The organism is Terrimonas rubra (genome assembly GCF_042686025.1).
GTDB lineage: Bacteria > Bacteroidota > Bacteroidia > Chitinophagales > Chitinophagaceae > Terrimonas > Terrimonas rubra.
This window is the reverse complement of sequence record NZ_JBHUOZ010000001.1, coordinates 892,238-910,423: the sequence shown is the minus strand read 5'-3', so window position 1 is coordinate 910,423 and position 18,186 is coordinate 892,238. Positions and strand designations below refer to the sequence as shown.

The window sequence follows — 18,186 nt, the reverse complement described above, 5'->3', positions numbered from 1 at the left end:
GTATTTAAGCCTGTTCTTCCATTTCGCTGAATACCCGTAACAGCTGGTGCAGCCCTTCAGGCGCATGTATCAGGGTGGTACTGATTAAAGTGTCGTTGGTTACAGCAGCGGCTCTTTGTAACATGTTGCGTTCATAGGCGGCAATGGCGCTTTGCGTATCCGTAAACATATTATTGGTTAAGCAGGCAGTTAGTTCAAAAGCATCCTGCATAGCCATATTTACCCCTTCGCCCGCATAAGGCGGCATGCGATGGGCCGCATCACCGATCATTGTAAGGTTGGGTAGTGCTTCCCATTGCTGATCTAATGGAAAATGATATTGCGGACGTGGTACAAACCAGTTGTCATCACCTGCAAAAACTTCCTGCCATATTGCATCCCAGTTGCCAAAAGCATGGCTGAACCAATGATGAACGGATGTTTTATTATTAAAATCAATACCACTAACTGTTACCCAGTTTTCAGGCACTTTACAGCCCGTATAAAAAGATAAACTGCCATCACCCTTTGTACTCAGTATCAAAGACTGTTCATTACCCAGCGCAAATAATTTTCCGCCTTTTACCAGGTCCCAGAGCTTTGGCGCATGGGCCCTGGCATTATACAGGTTACCTTCCACAATGGTAATACCCGAATAAACAGGTTGTATGCTGGTAATATAAGGGCGGATCTTTGAGTTGGCGCCATCTGCTGCAATAACAATATCTGCATATGCCGAACTACCGTTTTTAAAATGTATTAACCAGCCATCGCCCTGCGGTTGCATTGTTACAAACTGACTGTTCCAAGAGATTGTGCCAGCTTGTAAAGACTGTACTAATATATCACGCAACGGAGCCCGGTCAATTTCCGGGCGGGAGTCCTGGTAGTCCTCAATGGCGTGATCATCCATTTTTATATTGCCCTGCGGGTCGGTTATACGCAGCTTGCCGGCATGGGGGCGGTATTGCGCTTTAAACTCATTCATCAGACCGGCCCTGCGAAGCGCTTCTAACCCGGATTCTTCATGCAGGTCCAGTGTAGCGCCCTGCTGGCGTATCTTGTCATTTACATCCCGTTCGTACACGGTAACAGTTGCATTGTTCAATTGTAAAAGCCTGGCTAAAGTAAGGCCGCCAGGCCCCCCGCCTACAATGGCTATTTTTTTATCTTGTAGTATCATTCCGTAATTGTTTATTTACGGTACAAAATTATTTTCCGGGCAGGGTTGAAAATTGTATAAATCGGCCGTTCTGGTTTCGCTTCAGTTCTTTGGGCGAAACACCCGATAGTTTTTTAACCTCTTTGATAAAATGAGACTGGTCAGCAAAGTTTTGTGTGGGAAATAATTTGCCTTCTTTAATATGCTGAAAGGAGGTCCGGAAACGCAGGATATTACAATATGCTTTTAGTGTCAGGCCAAATTGCTGGTTAAAATAACGGTTGATCTGCCGGCTGCTCCAGAAAACCTTTGCTGATAACTCTTTTACTGTTAAAGCACCATCCGAAGCATAGATGAGATCAAATAGTTCCTGTTTGCGGTTATCCACTTCAACCGGTAACAAGGATTGTATTTTTTCCGTAGCTTTTTTGCAAAAGGAATCAAAATCAGTTAAGTCTTCCTTGCCAAATCCCCAGAAGTTAACGGGTAAACGCTGGGCACTGTCCAGTAAACCGGCAATGGTACCGGGAAAAAGATATTCCGCTCCCAGTGGTTTAAAACTGATGGCAAAGACAAGATAACCGGGAGGAATAGCGGCTTCGTCATACCCTGTTTCAAACCCTAACAAGGTAACATGAAAAGGTTCTGTAGCTGACTGTGCAAAAAACAGGTCGATACGGCCATCGGGTAATACCACCACCGGCCGGGCTTCCCCCGATGAATTTTGTAAAAGCCAGAAGCTTTCAACAAAAGCGGTCAGGGCTTTACCAGGTTTAACCAGTTTATACTGCAGATCGTCGTTCATTATTTATTTGCTGTTACAATTTAAGGTAAGCATTTCATAATATACTTATAAAACAAAAAGCCCTCCGGTACCGGAGGGCTTTACTATAAAACAAAGACGCTTAGTGTTTAAAATGTCTTAAGCCGGTGATCACCATTGCCAGTTTATTTTCAACGGTATAGTCAATGGAATCTTTATCACGGATAGAACCGCCGGGTTGAATAAAGGCAGTAATACCCACTTCATGTGCCATTTTTACACAGTCGTTAAAGGGGAAGAAGGCATCACTGGCCAGTACGGCATCCTGCAGGTCAAAAGAAAACTGTTTTGCTTTTTCAATGGACTGGCGCAAAGAATCGATACGGCTGGTTTGACCACAGCCTTTACCGATCAGTTGTTTGTTTTTTACCAGTGCAATGGCATTACTTTTTAAATGTTTGCATACGAGGTTGGCAAACTCCAGGTCGGCTCTTTCGTCAGCCGTGGTTGGCCGGCCACCTACTTCATCCCAGGTAGCATAAGACCCTTCATCTACCTGTTGTACCAGCACTCCGTTCAGTAAAGATTTATACTGTTGTTTGGCTGCGGGGGCCTGCTGTAATTGTAAAAGAATGCGGTTCTTTTTTGATTTTAATATTTCCAGTGCGTCTGCATCAAAAGCAGCAGCGATCAGCACTTCAAAGAATATTTCGTTAATAGCTTCGGCTGTGGCTTTATCCACGGTGCCGTTGGTTACCAATACACCACCAAATGCACTTTCCGGGTCGCCGGCCAGTGCAGCATCCCAGGCTTCTTTAACCGTTGAGCGGGAAGCAATGCCGCAAACATTGGTATGTTTAATAATGGCAAACTCGGTACCGCTGAATTCCTGTATTAATTGTATGGCCGCATCCACATCTACCAGGTTATTATAAGAAAGCTCTTTACCATTTAACTGGTTGAACAACTGCGAAAGGTTGCCATAGAAAACGCCCGACTGGTGTGGGTTTTCGCCGTAACGCATGATCTTGGTCTCGGGAACAGAGGCTAAGAAATAGTTAGGGGCCGTAGGGTTAAAATACTGCGCAATGGCCACATCATAATGCGCCACTACTTCAAAAGCACGGGCGGCAAAATCCTTACGTTGTTCCAGCGTGGTTTCGGCATGTTGCTGCTCCAGCAGGTTCTCCAGGTGGGCATAATCTTTCTTGGCGGCAATTACCACTACATCTTTAAAGTTTTTAGCGGCGCCGCGGATCATGGATGGTCCGCCGATATCTATTTTTTCAATGATCTGTTTTTCATCGCTGGTGCTGGCAACGGTTTCCTCAAAGGGGTAGAGATCAACAATTACCAGGTCAATTTCAGGAATATTGTATTGTTTCATTTCCTGTAAATGGGTCTCATCATCACGTTTGCCCAGTATACCGCCAAATACCGATGGGTGCAGTGTTTTTACACGACCGCCCAGGATAGAAGGGTAGGTGGTTAAATCCTCTACAGGGATCACTTTTATACCTAAGTTTTCAATAAAGGTTTGGGTACCGCCGGTAGAATAAATGGTTACACCGTTTTTGTCTAAAAGGGAAACGATACGCTCCAGGCCGTCTTTATAAAAAACGGAGATGAGTGCTGACTGAATTTTTTTGTTCATGATGTTGGGGGTTGCGGGCTGTATGCCCATTAAGCGCCGCAAAGGTACGTTAACGCAGGTTCATGACAAAAGCGCCCTGTTCATTTACGCTGTGACAGGGGATATGCAGCGCATCAAAATCCTGTTTCCAGCGTTTGGCTTTCCAGGCTGGCACTGAACCATCAATAACCACCTGCCGGGGCTGTATTTTTTCAGTTAGTTGATTTACATACAGTTTGGGGTTTTGCGAAAGTACCAGCAGGTCAACATCCAGTTTTGAGGCTGCTGTAAAGCGGGGTACCGGGCTTTGCCAGATAAGAATGCTTTTATTGCCAAAAACATAGTGACCATTACCGCCGGCAAAGGCACCCGGACCGCTGGCCGGGGCCACCCGCTGTAAAACCCTGGAGGGTTTGAGGTGAAAGTTTTGACTAAAGCCCTTTACCTGCAGGCTGCTGTCCCCGATAAAAGAATAGTTATTGCCCCGGATAAAATCGACCGCCTGCATTTTGGGTACATTGTATACAATGATCTTTTGCTGTTGGGCCGTTTGGTAAAAGGATATAAACCGTAATACCATAAAGCCCAGTAAAGCTGCAATACCGGTTAACAAAAAAGGTTTCAACCGGTGAAACCACCAGCATGCTGTTGCGGCAATAGCCATAAACAATAATATTACCTGTACTATAGTTAACTGAAAGCCCTCCCATAAGGCCATTGGCAGGGTTTCTACCCAGGCGATATAATTATTGAGCAAACTAATACTGTATTGTAAACCAAGGCCCAGCCATTGTGTAAGCACAGTAAACGGCGATAATAACAGTAATAAAAGTTCACCGATCAGGATAATACTGGATAAGGGAACCGCAATTAAATTGGTGAGCAAAAAATAAACAGGAAACTGGTGAAAGTGATAAAGGCTCACCGGGGTGGTTAACACCTGTGCAGCCAGGGTAACGCATACCAATTGCCATACGGCATCTATCATTTTATTTTTTATAAACAACAGGTTATAGATAGGTTTGTAAAACACCATGATACTTAACAAAGCTGCATAGGATAGCTGGAAGCCTACATCCCATAACCAGAAAGGGTTATAACATAATAATAGAAAAGCCGACATGGCCAGGGTATTATACGCTGAAGCCTGTTTGTTGAACGCCTTACCAATGATCAGGCAGGTGAACATAACTGCAGCCCGTAAAATAGAGGCAGCACCGCCGGCTAGCAAAGTAAACAACCATAGTATAACAATGGTCAGTACGGGGTGTAACCACCGGGTACGCCTGCTTTTTAATAATGGACGGAATAACAGGTTTAATATCCAGTAAATAAGCCCGAGATGCATACCGGAAACAGCAATAACATGTACTACCCCGGTATTGGTATAGGATTCTAATAATGTTTTATCCAGGTCGTCCTTATACCCTATAAGCAGGGCTTCGGCCAGGCCGGCTTCTTTATCGCTTTTGATATTGGTTTTAATTACCTGTAATACCCCGGACTGTATGGTTAGTAATTGCCGGTGCAGCCAGGATGTATGTACGGTGGGCAATACGGCAAACTTACCGGGTGTGAGATAGACCTGTGATGTAGTTTGCTGGAAAAGCAGGTATCGCCGGTAATCAAAAGCCCCGGGATTGCCGGCATTTTTAACAGGTTGTAATATTTCCTGTGTGATGATCTGTGAGCCATAATGTAAGGCCGCGATGCTGCTGTCTTTTTTAAAATAGATAATGGCTTTACCCGTTGTGCGATGTACCGTGTCGCCTTGTATAACAGCTTCTATCCTGGCCAGGGCTTTATAGGAGTTTGTTTTTTCAACAGGCGTTTCCAGCAGGGTGGCTATACAGGTGTTTTGTTGCCGGTAATAATGTCCATAGTAATCCGGCCTGTTGGTAATATTGTTATGCCACACCAATATGGCTCCGGCTGCAGTAAGGAGCAGTATGAGGAGGATGGTCCGGGCTACAATATATTGATACCGCCAGTGAACAGGAAGTAGCGCAAATGCAAACAATAAAATACCTGTAATAACGGCGGTGAGGTACCAGGTTTGAACGGGCAATACCACATACCACTGTATGATGATGCCTGCCACCAGGGGCGGCAGTAATTTAATAAAAGGTGTTTTGGCCAAAAAATGGTTAGCGGTAAATGGCATACCTTAAGTTACTACAAAAAACTTAAACGCCCGTCACCGTTATTGTTGTTCCTGTTCGCGGGCCTGTGTTTGTTCTGCCACTATCATCCGCACCAGTTGCTGGTAACTCACCCTCTCTACCCGGCTGGTAAGCCAGCGGGGGAAATTGAACATACTGAATACTTTTTTCTGTACCTCGTTATCCTTGTGCTGCTCCAGCAGGGTAAGGGCTTTATTGAACTCTTTTACTTTTTCAGCATAATTACGCAGGTAAAAAGTGCCGTGCAGGCATTGGATGATTATTTTTTCGAACGGGTGTTTATTTTTCTTTTTATAAAAGTAGTTATAGGTAGAGCGGTATTGAGCCTCGAACAATTTTATATTGTTCATATTATAAACAATGAGCAGGAGGAAAAGCTGGGCAAGGCTTACCCTTTCAATGCGGGTATTATCTTTAAAGTATAACAAGCCCCTCTTTATAAAAAACAAAGCATCATCATAGTTCTCCAGTACAAAGCAGGATATGGAACAGGAGATATACATATCGCGGTTTGTTTCAATGTTTAACTTATTCTCCCATTTATCGTGACGGTTTTTAAAATAAACTATCAGGTCGGCCACTTCTTTATAACGGGCCATTTTATGAAACAGCTTGTTTAAGGTTAAATATTTAAGCGCTTCAAATTCCGCCTGTAAAATAGGGTCGGTGATCTTATCATTAAAGGGATCATTAAAAGCTGTTTCAACAGCTTTGAACATATTAAGCGGTGTGCCCAGGTAATTGAGCATACTTAATACATCCATAAACTTTTCCGAATCGGTTTTTAAATAATCGCCGTGTTGTTTCCAGTCGGCAATAATATCGAGTACATATTGATAAGCTTCGGGCAGGTTTTTATTACTCAGGTATAACAGTGTTGCTTTACACAGCCTGTAATAATGCCGGTACCAGAAAAAATAATCGGCCAGGTTTTTTTTAAGTGTGGGTAATAACCGCAACAAGGCTTCAATACGGTGGGGTATTGACGTATCTGCCCAGTCGAAATGCGCATTACGTTTCAGCATCAATACTTCGGCGTAAATATCACGCATCACAATCACTTCGGCGTATTCGTTATAGGTAACAATATTATCCTTGAAAAGTGTATTCAACTCATCATAACCGGCTTTACCGTCGCTCCAGAGCAGCATACGCTCAAACTCGTTACGTAACATAATAATGAGTGCCTGGGCTTCTGCCTGGCGGGCCCTTATCATGGTTTTACGCCACAGGTTCTTGGCTTCGTCCAGCATGCCTTTGCGCCGGAATATTTGTATAAGCTGTATCTGGTTAAAAATTGCGGCGTCCTCGTTTTTACGGCTTTCATATTGAACCAGTGCGTTACATATTTGCTGGTAGAGATAATGTTTTTGAAAAGCAATATTCTGGGAATTTATTTCAGGCGCCAGTTTTTTTAAAATATCCGCTTCATTATAAACCGGTTGTTTATCAATAGCATCGAACAGTAAAATATACAGAGGGTCTTTAATAGTTGACAGGCCGATATAGTTACGGCGGAGAAATAGTTTTTCTCCTGAAGAAAGATGTTTGATAAAATGCCAGAGGGCATCTGAAACGGGCTTCATAAATACCGGTAATTAAGGGTTTGTGCTCATACAAATTTACACTAATCCACTTGTTCGATAAATCAAATTTTAATTAAGCAATAAAACGTATAACACTATGATTGACACAATTTTAAGTAGAAAACTCCCGTCACTGCTGCTTTAGATTCCTCAAACTTGAACCTTTTTTTTAAACCTAAACCCTACAAATCCACCATAGATTTGTGGTGTTATTCCTTATCTGATTAAAATATAAACAAAGGGGCTTATAATCAAAACCAATTTGATTTTAATCATTGACCTTAGACCTTAAACCTAGTTAGCCGCCCGGCGCTTAATGCCCCGAGGCGGTTTTTTTATTAAGAAATCATTGTGCCAAAAGCAAAAGAGACGCCACAAACTGCAGCGTCTCTTTTTATAAAAGTATATACCCGTTCTGTTTATTTTGCTTTTGCAGGCGTGGTTGTTTTGCCTGTGGGAATAACCGGTTTGGCAGGCAACCATTCCATCACCGGAACTTTGGCGGCTACTTTATAATAGTTGTTCTGTAAACTATCGTTCCAGCCATTGGGGTTATTGTTGAACGATTTACTACTGTAATAAATACTGCCCTGTATCTCGGGGTATTTACGTAACATTTTAATTTGATTGGGGAGCTCATTGGTGTTTTTCCATGGGGCGCTATTTTCAGTAGCCCGGTAAATACCATGACCGATATAAATATGACGGCCATAACCGTTGGCGCTCCACCAGTTCACCAGCTCGGTATAATCGGCCAGTCTATGACCTATTTCCCAGTACAGCTGTGGGGTTACATAATCGATCCATTTGTTTTCCAGCCACAAAAGGATATCCGCATACAGGTCATCGTAATTGGTTTGACCGGCCCTGGTTTTGCTGCCGCGGGGATCTTTATCGGCATTACGCCATACACCAAAAGGGCTGATGCCAAATTTTACATAAGGCTTTTCGGCCTTGATCGCAATATCCAGTTTTTTAATGATGGAGTCCACATTGCTGCGGCGCCAGTCGTCCTTGGAAAGGGTGGTGCCCGATTTTAAATAGGATTGCCCGTCGGGAAACTCTTTGCCATGTATGCGGTAAGGATAAAAATAATCGTCCATATGAATGGCGTCCACATCGTACCGTTTAACGATATCGGCAATTACTTTTACCACAAAGTCCTGTGCTTCTTTATTAGCCGGGTTAAAATAACGTTTATTGCCATAGGTAACATACCATTCGGGGTGTTTGCGCATAATATTGCTGGCGGCAATGGAAGAGCTGCCTACTTTCAGCTCGGCACGGTAGGGGTTACACCAGGCATGAAACTCCATGCCGCGTTTGTGCGCCTCTTTGATCATAAACTCCAGCGGATCGTAAAAAGGGTTGGGGGCCTGGCCTTGTTTACCGGTAAGCCACTGGCTCCAGGGTTCGTAACTGGAAGCATAAAAAGCATCGGCCGAAGGGCGAACCTGGACAATAACGGCATTCATGCCGTTTCGTTTGTGCATATCCAGCTGCTGGATAAAGGCAGCCCGCTGCCTTGCAGGGTCCGACTCGCCCCGGGGAGGCCAGTCAATATTATCCACGGTGGCTATCCATACACCGCGAAATTCATAAACGGGTGACTGTGCGTTAAGAAAACCGCTGATAACAATGGTAAGGGCCAGTAATAATTGTCGCATAGAGTAATATAGTAAACGCCTGAAATGAGCGGCAAAAATAGACTATTCATTAGGAATATGCCTTATTTTGTCGAGCAGGTCGCTTAGTATAGACGCTTCGGCGGCGGTTAGGTTGCCTAAAATATTGTCAAGCGTGGTTTGTTTAATATCCATTTTTTCCAGCACCTGTTTTCCCTGTGGTGTGATCTGGACCGCTACCAGCCTTTTATCTTTCAGGGACACATTTTTTTTAACCAGGCCTTTTACGATCAGCCGGTCCACAATACGGCTGGTATCGCTCATTTTATCCAGCATGCGTTGCCGGATCTGCATGGTGGAGAGCGGTTCGGGGAAGCTTCCCCTTAAAATGCGTAATATATTGAATTGCTGCGGAGTGAGGTTTTCGGATGCACATATTTCCTTTACCTTTTCCATAACCCAGTTATGGGTAAATAAAAGGTTTACCGAGGCTTTATGGTACTCACTGCCAAATCGTCCCTGGTTAATATCTTTTTCAATGCTCATACGTTAGCGTTAAAGTGCCTGATGTTTTAGGTTAGCTATCAGTTATTGAGCCAAAGATATTGTGAAACAAAGATTTTACAACTGAAATTATATAAGCGTATTACCGGGCCCGCGGGACCCGGTAATAATATGTTATGTGTTAATAATCCATGGCTTATTCGGCCATGCTCAGGTTCTGTGTCATTTTTACTTTAGAGGCCAGTTTGAAAATTTCGAACAGCAGTTTTGCTTCGTACAACAGGAAAAAGTTCAGCCATTGTACAATGGTCATTTCGCCGTATTCGGGATGCAAGCCGCTAAGGGAAAGTTGTTCATTGGGTATACGCTCCACAAAAAGTGTAAGGCTTTTGCGGGCGCCCAGCAGTTCTTTAATTATTTCGGAGGTGGTTAACCGGCATTTTTCGTGAAAAGCCGGGTCGGCCTCTACTACATAACGGCTCAGCTGTGGCTCGGCGGTAGTGAGTATTTGTTGCAGGCGCTCAGCAATAACGTTTTGAAATAAGGTAATATGAACAATATTTTCCAGGATATTCCATTGACCGGTATTGCTATGCTGACGTACCTGTGTGTCGGATAACCCGTCAATTAATTCGATAAGTGACTTGTGCTGGTAGTGTAAACGCGTAGAGATGGATGATGGCAGTTGTTGCAAAACGGAATTAGTTTTTTTGATGATAAAATTCAAATTGCTAAAAAACCATTCCCTTGAGTAAATGTCGTAAAAAAAACTGAAAACGACAATTATGTAGTAATTTTTTGATATATGACAGGCGATCAGCCCCAAACCTTAGTGCCTTCGCTACAGTTGGCGCAGATATCGATGTTTTTACGGCCGTGCAGCAGTTTGGTTCTGAACGCTTTGTATTCACCGTTTTGCCAAACCTCTTTAAAGCTTTTTTGCTTGAGGTCGCCCAGCTTGTGCTGGGCATCCTTATCGAAACAGCAGGGGGCCACCAGGCCGTCCCAGGTAATAACGGGGTCGTGCCACAAACGCCAGCACTGGTTGGTGATATTACCCTTGAAAACAGTACCCGAATCCGTTTTTTTATAGCGGCTGAACTTATCGATGGTGGGAATGAGGCGGTTGGGGTCGGTTTCGTAATCGTATACCTGTGCGGTTTTAAACCATACATCATCTACCCCTATCTCCTTACCCAGTGCTTTTACCTCCTCTATCTGGTGTTCGTTGGGTTTTACCACCAGGAACTGGAAAATGATGAATGGTGTTTTGCTTTTCAGTTCTTTTTTAGCCTGTACAATATTTTTAGCCCCCTGTATTACTTTATCCAGGCGTCCGCCTACCCGGTATTGCTGGTATACCTCCTGTGTAGTGCCATCAATGGAAATAATTAACCGGTCAAGCCCGCTTTCCACGGTACGGCGTGCATTGGCTTCGGTCATATAATGGGCATTGGTGCTGGTGGCCGTATAAATTTTTTTGGAGGATGCATAGGACACCATATCCAGGAAGTTGGGATTGAGATAAGGCTCGCCCTGGAAATAGAACACCAGGTAAAAAAGATCGCGGTGTAACTGATCGATGGTTTCAGTGAAAAAGTCCTTGCGTAACATGCCTGTGGGCCGGCTGAAAGCCCTTAAACCACTGGGGCATTCGGGGCAGCGCAGGTTACAGGAAGTAGTAGGCTCGAAGGAAATAGATACGGGCATGCCCCACTGAACGGCCCGTTTGGTCCATTTACTCCAATAGAAACTGCTGAATACCTTGGTTGCATTCCACACACGCCTGAACGTGAGTTTGGATAACATATTAATATTGTCAGCTAAGTTGAACCTGGACATGGTTGGCAAAGTTAGTAGTGAACGGGCAATAAGCAATTGACAATGGACAATTGACCGTGGACAAATAACAATAAGCCATGGATAATGTTGACGGGCTGCCCGATAGGCGTGGAAAGCCCGCTGAGGATTTGTGTTGGGGCCTGTGGCGGACTTGTAACAGATAGCGGGGACTGTAGCTGAAGGGAGCACTACAGCTGAAAGCCCCTACAATAAATAAACGCCGGGTAATAAAAGCTTACCAGAGTTTTTTTTCCATTACATAATGGGGAATGTTTAGCTCAATAAATTCATCGCCGGTAACCTGGTAGCCCACCCGTTCGTAGAAGCCTACGGCCACTTTGCGGGCATGCATGGTGATGGTTTTATAGCCGCGGTCGCGGGAAAGGTTTTCGGCAAAGTTCATTAAAGCACGGCCAATGCCTTTACCCTGCAGGTTGTTTAATACGGCCATCTGGCGCAGGCGGACGGTTGGCGGCTCCTTATCGATAAGCATACAGCAACCCAGCATCAGGTCATCTTCAAAAGCAGCAATGAGGATATTATTTTTTTCCAATTCCAGTTCTTCCGCGGAGAAGCTAAGGCCCAGCGGCTTGCGTAAAATATCGTCGCGCAGGCGCACCATTTGTTCGTATTCAGCAGATCCGTGATCAATTATTTTCAATGGCATAATTGGAAATTGTTGTTACCCAAATTACGATTTATATTTTACTATTAACTCATATGGGCTTTGTTAACAGGATAAAAAAATATATTTTTTTGATTTTGTGTTTATTACAGTAAAAAAAATTAAAACAACGATAGCGTAATAGATTGTTGACAGGTCTTATAATTTCTTTATTTTAGGGCTATGTTTTTGTAAAAGTAAAACTGATTATGCACCATAGAACCCGAACCACCCTTACTGCCGGAGGCCTGTTGTTTGCCAGTTTTTGCTGGGCACAGACAGGAATTAAACCCAAAGCCGTTTTATTAAAACGGGTGATTGAAATAAACCACTTTTCCCCCCGGCCCGTTAATGATAGCTTTTCGGTGAGTTTTTTTAATACGCTGGTTAAAACGCTGGACCCCCAGAAGCGGATTTTTTTGCAGCCGGAGTATGATAAACTGGCCGCCTTCAGTACCCAACTGGATGATGAGTTAAATGGTAAGAGCTGGCAGTTTTTCCCCTTATTAAAAACGATGTACCAGCGGGCGGTTGAAAGAGCCGATTCACTTACCAGGGCCCTGTTGCAAAAGCCGCTGAACTTTACTGCAAAGGAAGAGATTACTTTATCCCGCACGGCGGCGGCCTCCTATTCGGCCACCTTACCGGCATTACAGCAACGCTACACCAACTGGTATAAATACCTTACGCTGGTGAACTGTTATACCATATCCTTACAGAAGGAACCCGGAGCCGGGTTTGATAAGATTATTGAAAAAAATGAAGCGGCGGTAAGGGAGAAAATAAAAAAGAACGCCCTGCATGCCAATAAATTTACCTCGAAAAGCCTGGATGTTTTTTTGGAAGAAACCTACCTGAACAGCCTGGCCACGACCTATGATCCGCATACCAATTATTTTTCGGAGGTTGATAACAGGGTGTTCCAGGAAGGCCTGAGTACGGAAGCGCTGAGCTTTGGTTTTGATATGGATGAAACGGAGGACGGCAAGGTTGTGATTGCCCGGCTGGCACCCGGCGGACCGGCCTGGATAAGCGGCGAGCTGAACCAGCAGGACCAGTTATTACAGGTGCAACCGGAAGGAAAGGAAGTAACGGATGTTTCACTGGTACCGGTAGAAGAGGTGTATGAACTGATAGAAGATGCTGCCGTGCAAAAAGCCGCCATTACCGTACGCAAACAGGATGGAACAATAAAATCCGTTACCCTGAAAAAAGCCAAACATGAACAGGATGAAAATATTATCCAGGGCTTTATTTTACAGGGAACAGGGGCTAATAACAAAAAGATCGGGTATATGTCGCTGCCGGATTTTTATACCACCTGGGATGATGAAGAGGGCAGTGGCTGTGCCAATGATATGGCCAAGAAGATCGTAGCAATGAAGAAGGAGCAGATCAGCGGGCTTATCCTGGATTTCAGGTACAATGGCGGCGGCTCGCTGATGGAAGCTTTAGAGATTGCAGGTATATTTATAAATGACGGTCCGTTGATGGGTTATAAGGATAAAGGGCCCAAAGTTACTTACCTGAAGGACCCTAACCGGGGTGTAATATATGATGGCCCGCTGGCTGTATTGGTTAACGGGCAAAGCGCCTCCGCATCGGAAGTGGTGGCGGCTGCTTTACAGGATTATAACCGGGCCCTGATTGTGGGCAGTAACACGTTTGGTAAGGCTACGATGCAGCAGGTATTACCCATGGATACAGTGAGTACTACGGCTCAGACCAGCACATTTGTAAAAACCACCCTGGGCAAATTATACCGGTTGAATGGTTCAACGGCACAGCAAAAAGGGGTGATACCCGATATTGTATTGCCGGACTGGATGGATATGGAGGGCTACAGGGAAGCGTCCTTCCCCACATCATTAAAACCCGATGAGGTAAGCCGCAATGCATATTATAAACCCCTGGCTGGCCTACCGGTAGCGGCGCTGGCAACAGCCAGTAAAACAAGGCAGGGTTCTTCGGCGTTTTTTAAACAGGTAGCGGATTATAATCAGTTAACGGCAAAAAAAACGATAACCGTGCCTTTGCAGGCCGCGGCCTTTGAAAAATGGGCAGCCCAAAACAATTCTTTCATGCGTGAAAAAGACCCCGATACTTACCGGGCAACAAAACTTTCTATACATAACCTGGCCGCCGATGCGGTAAAACTGCAAACGGACAGTTACCTGAAAACGGTAAACGGACTTATATTGGAAAGCTTACTGGAAGACGGGTATATTGAAGAAACTTTTTTAATTCTTACAGACTTTATAAACACTAAATAGCACAGCGAAATGATGAGAAAACTTTTTGTAACCATTGCTTTTGCCGCCTGTATGATGAGCGGTGCGCCACTACATGCACAGAACTTTGATAATGCCGGAGATTATATGGGCTATATTGGCGATGCCAATAATAAACTGGCCAGTGTATACATGGCCTATTTAAGCGCTACGGCACATAATAAAAGCGCCCGGAAAATTGAAAAACGCCGTATGGAAGTGGTAAATGGTATTTATGAAACAAGGGTAAAAATTCAAACCATGCCTCACTGGAAGGGCGATCGCAGTTACCGCGACTCCACCGTAGCTTATTACCGTTTGCTGGAAAAAGTGTTTAATGAGCAGTATGCCAAGATTGTTAATATGGAGGAAATAGCCGAACAAAGTTATGATGCCATGGAAGCCTACCTGCTGGCTAAAGAAAAAGCAATGGAAAAGCTGGACGAAGCCAACGAGGTGAGCCAGACGGCTCAGGCGGCATTTGCCGCTAAAAACAATGTTACCCTTGTTACGGAAGAGACCAAGCTGAGCAAAAAACACCAGGTGGCCGGGGAGTTATTAAAACACCATAATGAGCTGTACCTGATATTTTTTAAGCCCTATAAAGAGGAAATGTACCTGCTGGAAAATATGAACAGCAATAAACCCGGTAAGGTTGTTGCTATAGAACAAAATATAAACGCTATGGGCACGGCCGCCGAAGAGGGCCTGGTTAAATTAAGGAGCATTAATGCTTTTAATAACGATGCATCCCTTGTACAGGCCAGCAGGGAAGCTTTACAGTTTTATAAAGAGGAAGCCTCATCGGCAAAAATATTTACCGATTTCTTTGTACAACTGGAAGCGTTTCAAAAAGCCGAGAAAACATTTAAGGCCAAACCAAGCGGTAAGCTGACTAAAGAAGAAATTGACACCTTTAATAAACAGGCAAAAGAGATGAACGAGGCCAGCAAAAAATTTAATACGCTGAACGAGCAGTTGAACAAACAGCGTTCGGCCATGCTGGACGCTTATAATAAAGCAGTAGGCAAGTATATGGAAAAATACATGCCGAAGCATAAATAGACTGTAAATAAGCTTTAAACCAAGCTGGATATACAAGTTTAGTATTACGTAACACGTGTATAATCAAAGCATAAGCATGGTTTAACAGTAACAGAAGAGATATGAGGAAGGCGCCTGAATGTGTAGTGGGAACGCAATGGCAGAAAGATAAAGTTTGGTGGAATGTCAAATTTTTTTGGATAACAGCGCAGATTAAAGCAAAAACTCTATTTTTGCACCCATAACTAAATTAAATAGACATGTCAGACATTGCATCAAGAGTTAAAAAGATCATCGTTGACAAACTTGGAGTTGACGAAGCGGAAGTTACCAATGAGGCTTCTTTTACAAATGATCTAGGTGCCGATTCGTTGGATACCGTTGAATTAATTATGGAATTTGAAAAAGAGTTCAATATTTCCATTCCGGACGAGCAAGCTGAAACCATCACTACTGTTGGTCAGGCAGTTTCTTATTTGGAAGAACACGCTAAGTAATTAAATTTACCTGTCCGCCCCTTGAGGTTATTTTTTTAGCTAAAACCAGGGAGGGATAAATGTTATAATACCGCCTTCTGTTGTTATGCAGCGAAGGCGGTTTTTATCTCAACCCGCGAAACTTTTGAATCATTAGAAATTGGCTATATGGAGTTAAAAAGAGTAGTTGTTACCGGCATGGGGGCTTTAACACCCCTTGGAAATTCGATAGATGAGTATTGGAATGCACTGATCAATGGTGTTTCCGGTGCCGATATGATTACACAGTTTGATGCCTCTAAGTTTAAAACCCGTTTTGCCTGCGAGGTAAAAAACTTTGACCCCGTACAGTATCTTGATAAAAAAGAAGCCAGGAAAATTGACCGTTACACCCAGTTTTCCCTGGTGGCCAGCGACCAGGCCATGGCCGATGCCGGACTGAACAAAGAGAACATTAACCCCGACCGTATAGGCGTAGTATTTGCCAGCGGTATTGGCGGTTTGATTACCTTTCAGCAGGAGGTTACCGAGTTTGCCAAAGGCGACGGTACCCCCCGTTTCAACCCTTTCTTTATTCCCAAGATGATATTGGATATTGCTGCCGGCCAGATCAGCATGCGTCATAACCTGCGTGGTCCTAACTATGCGGTTACCAGCGCCTGCGCCAGCAGTACCAATGCCATTATTGATGCCGTAACTTTATTACGCCTGGGTAAGGCCGATATTATTGTTACCGGTGGTAGTGAAGCCGTTATCAGCGAAGCCGGTGTAGGAGGCTTTAATGCCATGAAAGCCATGAGCGAGCGTAACGACGATCCTAAAACTGCCAGCCGCCCTTACGATAAAGACCGTGATGGTTTTGTAATGGGTGAAGCTGCCGGTGTACTGGTACTGGAAGAGCTGGAGCATGCCAAAGCCCGCGGTGCAAAGATCATTTGCGAGGTAGTAGGCGGTGGCGCCAGTGCCGATGCCTACCATATTACCGCTCCACATCCTGACGGATTGGGCGCAAAAAATGTAATGCTGGCAGCTTTGGATGATGCCGGTATGAAACCCGAGGATATTGACTATATTAATACACACGGTACATCAACACCTTTAGGTGATATAGCTGAAACCAAGGCCATCCTGCATGTATTTGGTGAGCACGCTTACAAAGTAAACATCAGTTCCACCAAAAGTATGACCGGGCACTGCCTGGGCGCTGCCGGTGTAATTGAAGCCATTGCCTGTATCCAGGCTGTGGTACACGATATAGTACCACCAACCATCAATCATTTCACACCCGATCCGGAACTGGATCCCAACCTGAACTTTACCTTTAACAAGGCACAGAAAAGAGTGGTAAACGCCGCCCTGAGCAATACTTTTGGCTTTGGTGGCCACAATGCCTGTGTAATTGTAAAGAAATACGTTCCCTAGTAGCAGATAGTAGTTTTAGATATTAGTATTCAGATATTAGTATATAGATGATAGTATGTAGAAGCGAAGGTCTAAATACTGTATACTTAATGCTATATACTTTTCTATGTAATCAGCTGCATTACTATTATCATCGTCTGTTGTGTCACTCACCTCTACGTTCGGTAATTCTATTGGGCAATGTGTAAGTTTCCTATCTTATTGGAGGCCCTTATTGGTAAATTTTCAAATCGGCTAATTGTCAAATTGCTTTCCGCTTTTTGCGTTCGGCTTTGAGCTTGTATAACGATAAATCGTATCTTGGGTTGTATTTATGATATCTATTTGTAAAAAAGAACTCCGCCAGTTTTTCAGTAGCCTTACCGGTTATATCGCCATTGTCGTTTTCCTGCTGGTAAACGGTTTAATGCTGTTTGTTTTTGAGGGCAATATATTAGACTTTGGGTATGCCTCGCTCGACCGTTTTTTTGAGCTGGCCCCCTGGGTATTGTTATTACTGATACCGGCCATTACCATGCGTAGTTTTGCCGATGAATTCAGGAGCGGCACTTTTGAAGTGTTACAAACGCAGCCGCTTACCCGCCGCCAGATTGTAAACGGTAAATACCTGGGTAGTTTGGTAGTGGTAGTGATTGCCCTGATACCGACACTGGTGTATATTTATTCTGTACAGGCTTTATCCTCCAATAGTGGTATTGATACCGGTGCAACAGCCGGCTCTTATATCGGCCTCTTCTTTTTGGCAGCCGTATTTACCGCCATTGGTATTTGTGCCAGCAGTTTTACCAACAATGCGGTGGTGGCATTTATCGGCAGCCTGATTGCCTGTGCTTTATTATACTACGGCTTTAACGCCATCAGTAAACTGGTGGGTTTAAATGGTGGTGCCGATTATTATGTAGAGCTGATAGGTATTGATGCTCACTATAAAAGTATCAGCCGCGGGGTGGTGGACAGCCGTGATATTATTTATTTCCTGAGTCTTATTTTTCTTTTCCTTACCGTTACCAACCGGAATTTATTAAAGCGATAG

General features: G+C 44.1%; 15 protein-coding genes. 5 read left to right on the top strand and 10 right to left on the bottom strand.

The window, feature by feature from the left end; translation table 11 throughout:
• Positions 1-4: 4 nt before the first annotated feature.
• The 10 genes from ACFS6H_RS03895 to ACFS6H_RS03850 all read right to left on the bottom strand — a co-directional run bounded on the left by ACFS6H_RS03895 (position 5) and on the right by ACFS6H_RS03850 (position 11,944).
• Positions 5-1,162 (bottom strand): FAD-dependent oxidoreductase, encoded by a 1,158-nt coding sequence (locus tag ACFS6H_RS03895; protein WP_386095420.1) that lies wholly within the window; start codon positions 1,160-1,162, stop codon positions 5-7.
• Between the two features lie 28 nt (positions 1,163-1,190).
• Complete coding sequence (locus tag ACFS6H_RS03890) at positions 1,191-1,946, bottom strand: helix-turn-helix domain-containing protein (RefSeq protein WP_386095418.1); 756 nt, start codon at positions 1,944-1,946, stop codon at positions 1,191-1,193.
• Between the two features lie 100 nt (positions 1,947-2,046).
• Positions 2,047-3,558, bottom strand: coding sequence for a bifunctional phosphoribosylaminoimidazolecarboxamide formyltransferase/IMP cyclohydrolase (gene purH, locus ACFS6H_RS03885; protein WP_386095416.1), 1,512 nt, complete (start codon positions 3,556-3,558; stop codon positions 2,047-2,049).
• Positions 3,559-3,607: 49 nt separating this feature from the next.
• Positions 3,608-5,701, bottom strand: a complete 2,094-nt coding sequence (locus tag ACFS6H_RS03880) for a ComEC/Rec2 family competence protein (protein ID WP_386095414.1) — start codon at positions 5,699-5,701, stop codon at positions 3,608-3,610.
• A 39-nt stretch (positions 5,702-5,740) separates the two neighbouring features.
• Positions 5,741-7,306: a hypothetical protein gene (locus ACFS6H_RS03875; RefSeq protein WP_386095412.1), complete on the bottom strand. Its 1,566-nt coding sequence runs from the start codon at positions 7,304-7,306 to the stop codon at positions 5,741-5,743.
• 419 nt (positions 7,307-7,725) lie between these two features.
• Positions 7,726-8,973: a glycoside hydrolase family 10 protein gene (locus ACFS6H_RS03870; protein WP_386095410.1), complete on the bottom strand. Its 1,248-nt coding sequence runs from the start codon at positions 8,971-8,973 to the stop codon at positions 7,726-7,728.
• A 42-nt stretch (positions 8,974-9,015) separates the two neighbouring features.
• On the bottom strand, positions 9,016-9,477 hold the full coding sequence (locus ACFS6H_RS03865) for a MarR family winged helix-turn-helix transcriptional regulator (RefSeq protein WP_386095408.1): 462 nt from the start codon (positions 9,475-9,477) through the stop codon (positions 9,016-9,018).
• 154 nt (positions 9,478-9,631) lie between these two features.
• Positions 9,632-10,129 carry a DinB family protein gene (locus ACFS6H_RS03860; RefSeq protein WP_386095406.1) on the bottom strand — a complete coding sequence of 166 codons (498 nt, stop codon included), beginning with the start codon at positions 10,127-10,129 and terminating at the stop codon, positions 9,632-9,634.
• 122 nt (positions 10,130-10,251) lie between these two features.
• Complete coding sequence (locus ACFS6H_RS03855) at positions 10,252-11,277, bottom strand: radical SAM/SPASM domain-containing protein (RefSeq protein WP_386095404.1); 1,026 nt, start codon at positions 11,275-11,277, stop codon at positions 10,252-10,254.
• 235 nt (positions 11,278-11,512) lie between these two features.
• Entirely contained in the window at positions 11,513-11,944 is a 432-nt protein-coding gene (locus ACFS6H_RS03850; RefSeq protein ID WP_386095402.1) for a GNAT family N-acetyltransferase, read from the bottom strand.
• 206 nt (positions 11,945-12,150) lie between these two features.
• On the opposite strand from ACFS6H_RS03850, the gene ACFS6H_RS03845 reads away from it, so the two are divergent.
• From ACFS6H_RS03845 to gldF, 5 genes are all read left to right on the top strand, one after another.
• The gene (locus ACFS6H_RS03845; RefSeq protein ID WP_386095400.1) at positions 12,151-14,214 is read left to right on the top strand and encodes a S41 family peptidase; all 2,064 of its coding nucleotides are present in this window, start codon (positions 12,151-12,153) and stop codon (positions 14,212-14,214) included.
• A gap of 9 nt (positions 14,215-14,223) precedes the next feature.
• Complete coding sequence (locus ACFS6H_RS03840) at positions 14,224-15,276, top strand: hypothetical protein (RefSeq protein WP_386095398.1); 1,053 nt, start codon at positions 14,224-14,226, stop codon at positions 15,274-15,276.
• A gap of 239 nt (positions 15,277-15,515) precedes the next feature.
• Positions 15,516-15,752, top strand: a complete 237-nt coding sequence (locus tag ACFS6H_RS03835) for an acyl carrier protein (RefSeq protein WP_008587437.1) — start codon at positions 15,516-15,518, stop codon at positions 15,750-15,752.
• A 147-nt stretch (positions 15,753-15,899) separates the two neighbouring features.
• Positions 15,900-17,153 (top strand): beta-ketoacyl-ACP synthase II, encoded by a 1,254-nt coding sequence (gene fabF / locus ACFS6H_RS03830; protein WP_386095395.1) that lies wholly within the window; start codon positions 15,900-15,902, stop codon positions 17,151-17,153.
• A 313-nt stretch (positions 17,154-17,466) separates the two neighbouring features.
• The gene (gldF, locus tag ACFS6H_RS03825) at positions 17,467-18,186 is read left to right on the top strand and encodes a gliding motility-associated ABC transporter permease subunit GldF (RefSeq protein WP_386095393.1); all 720 of its coding nucleotides are present in this window, start codon (positions 17,467-17,469) and stop codon (positions 18,184-18,186) included.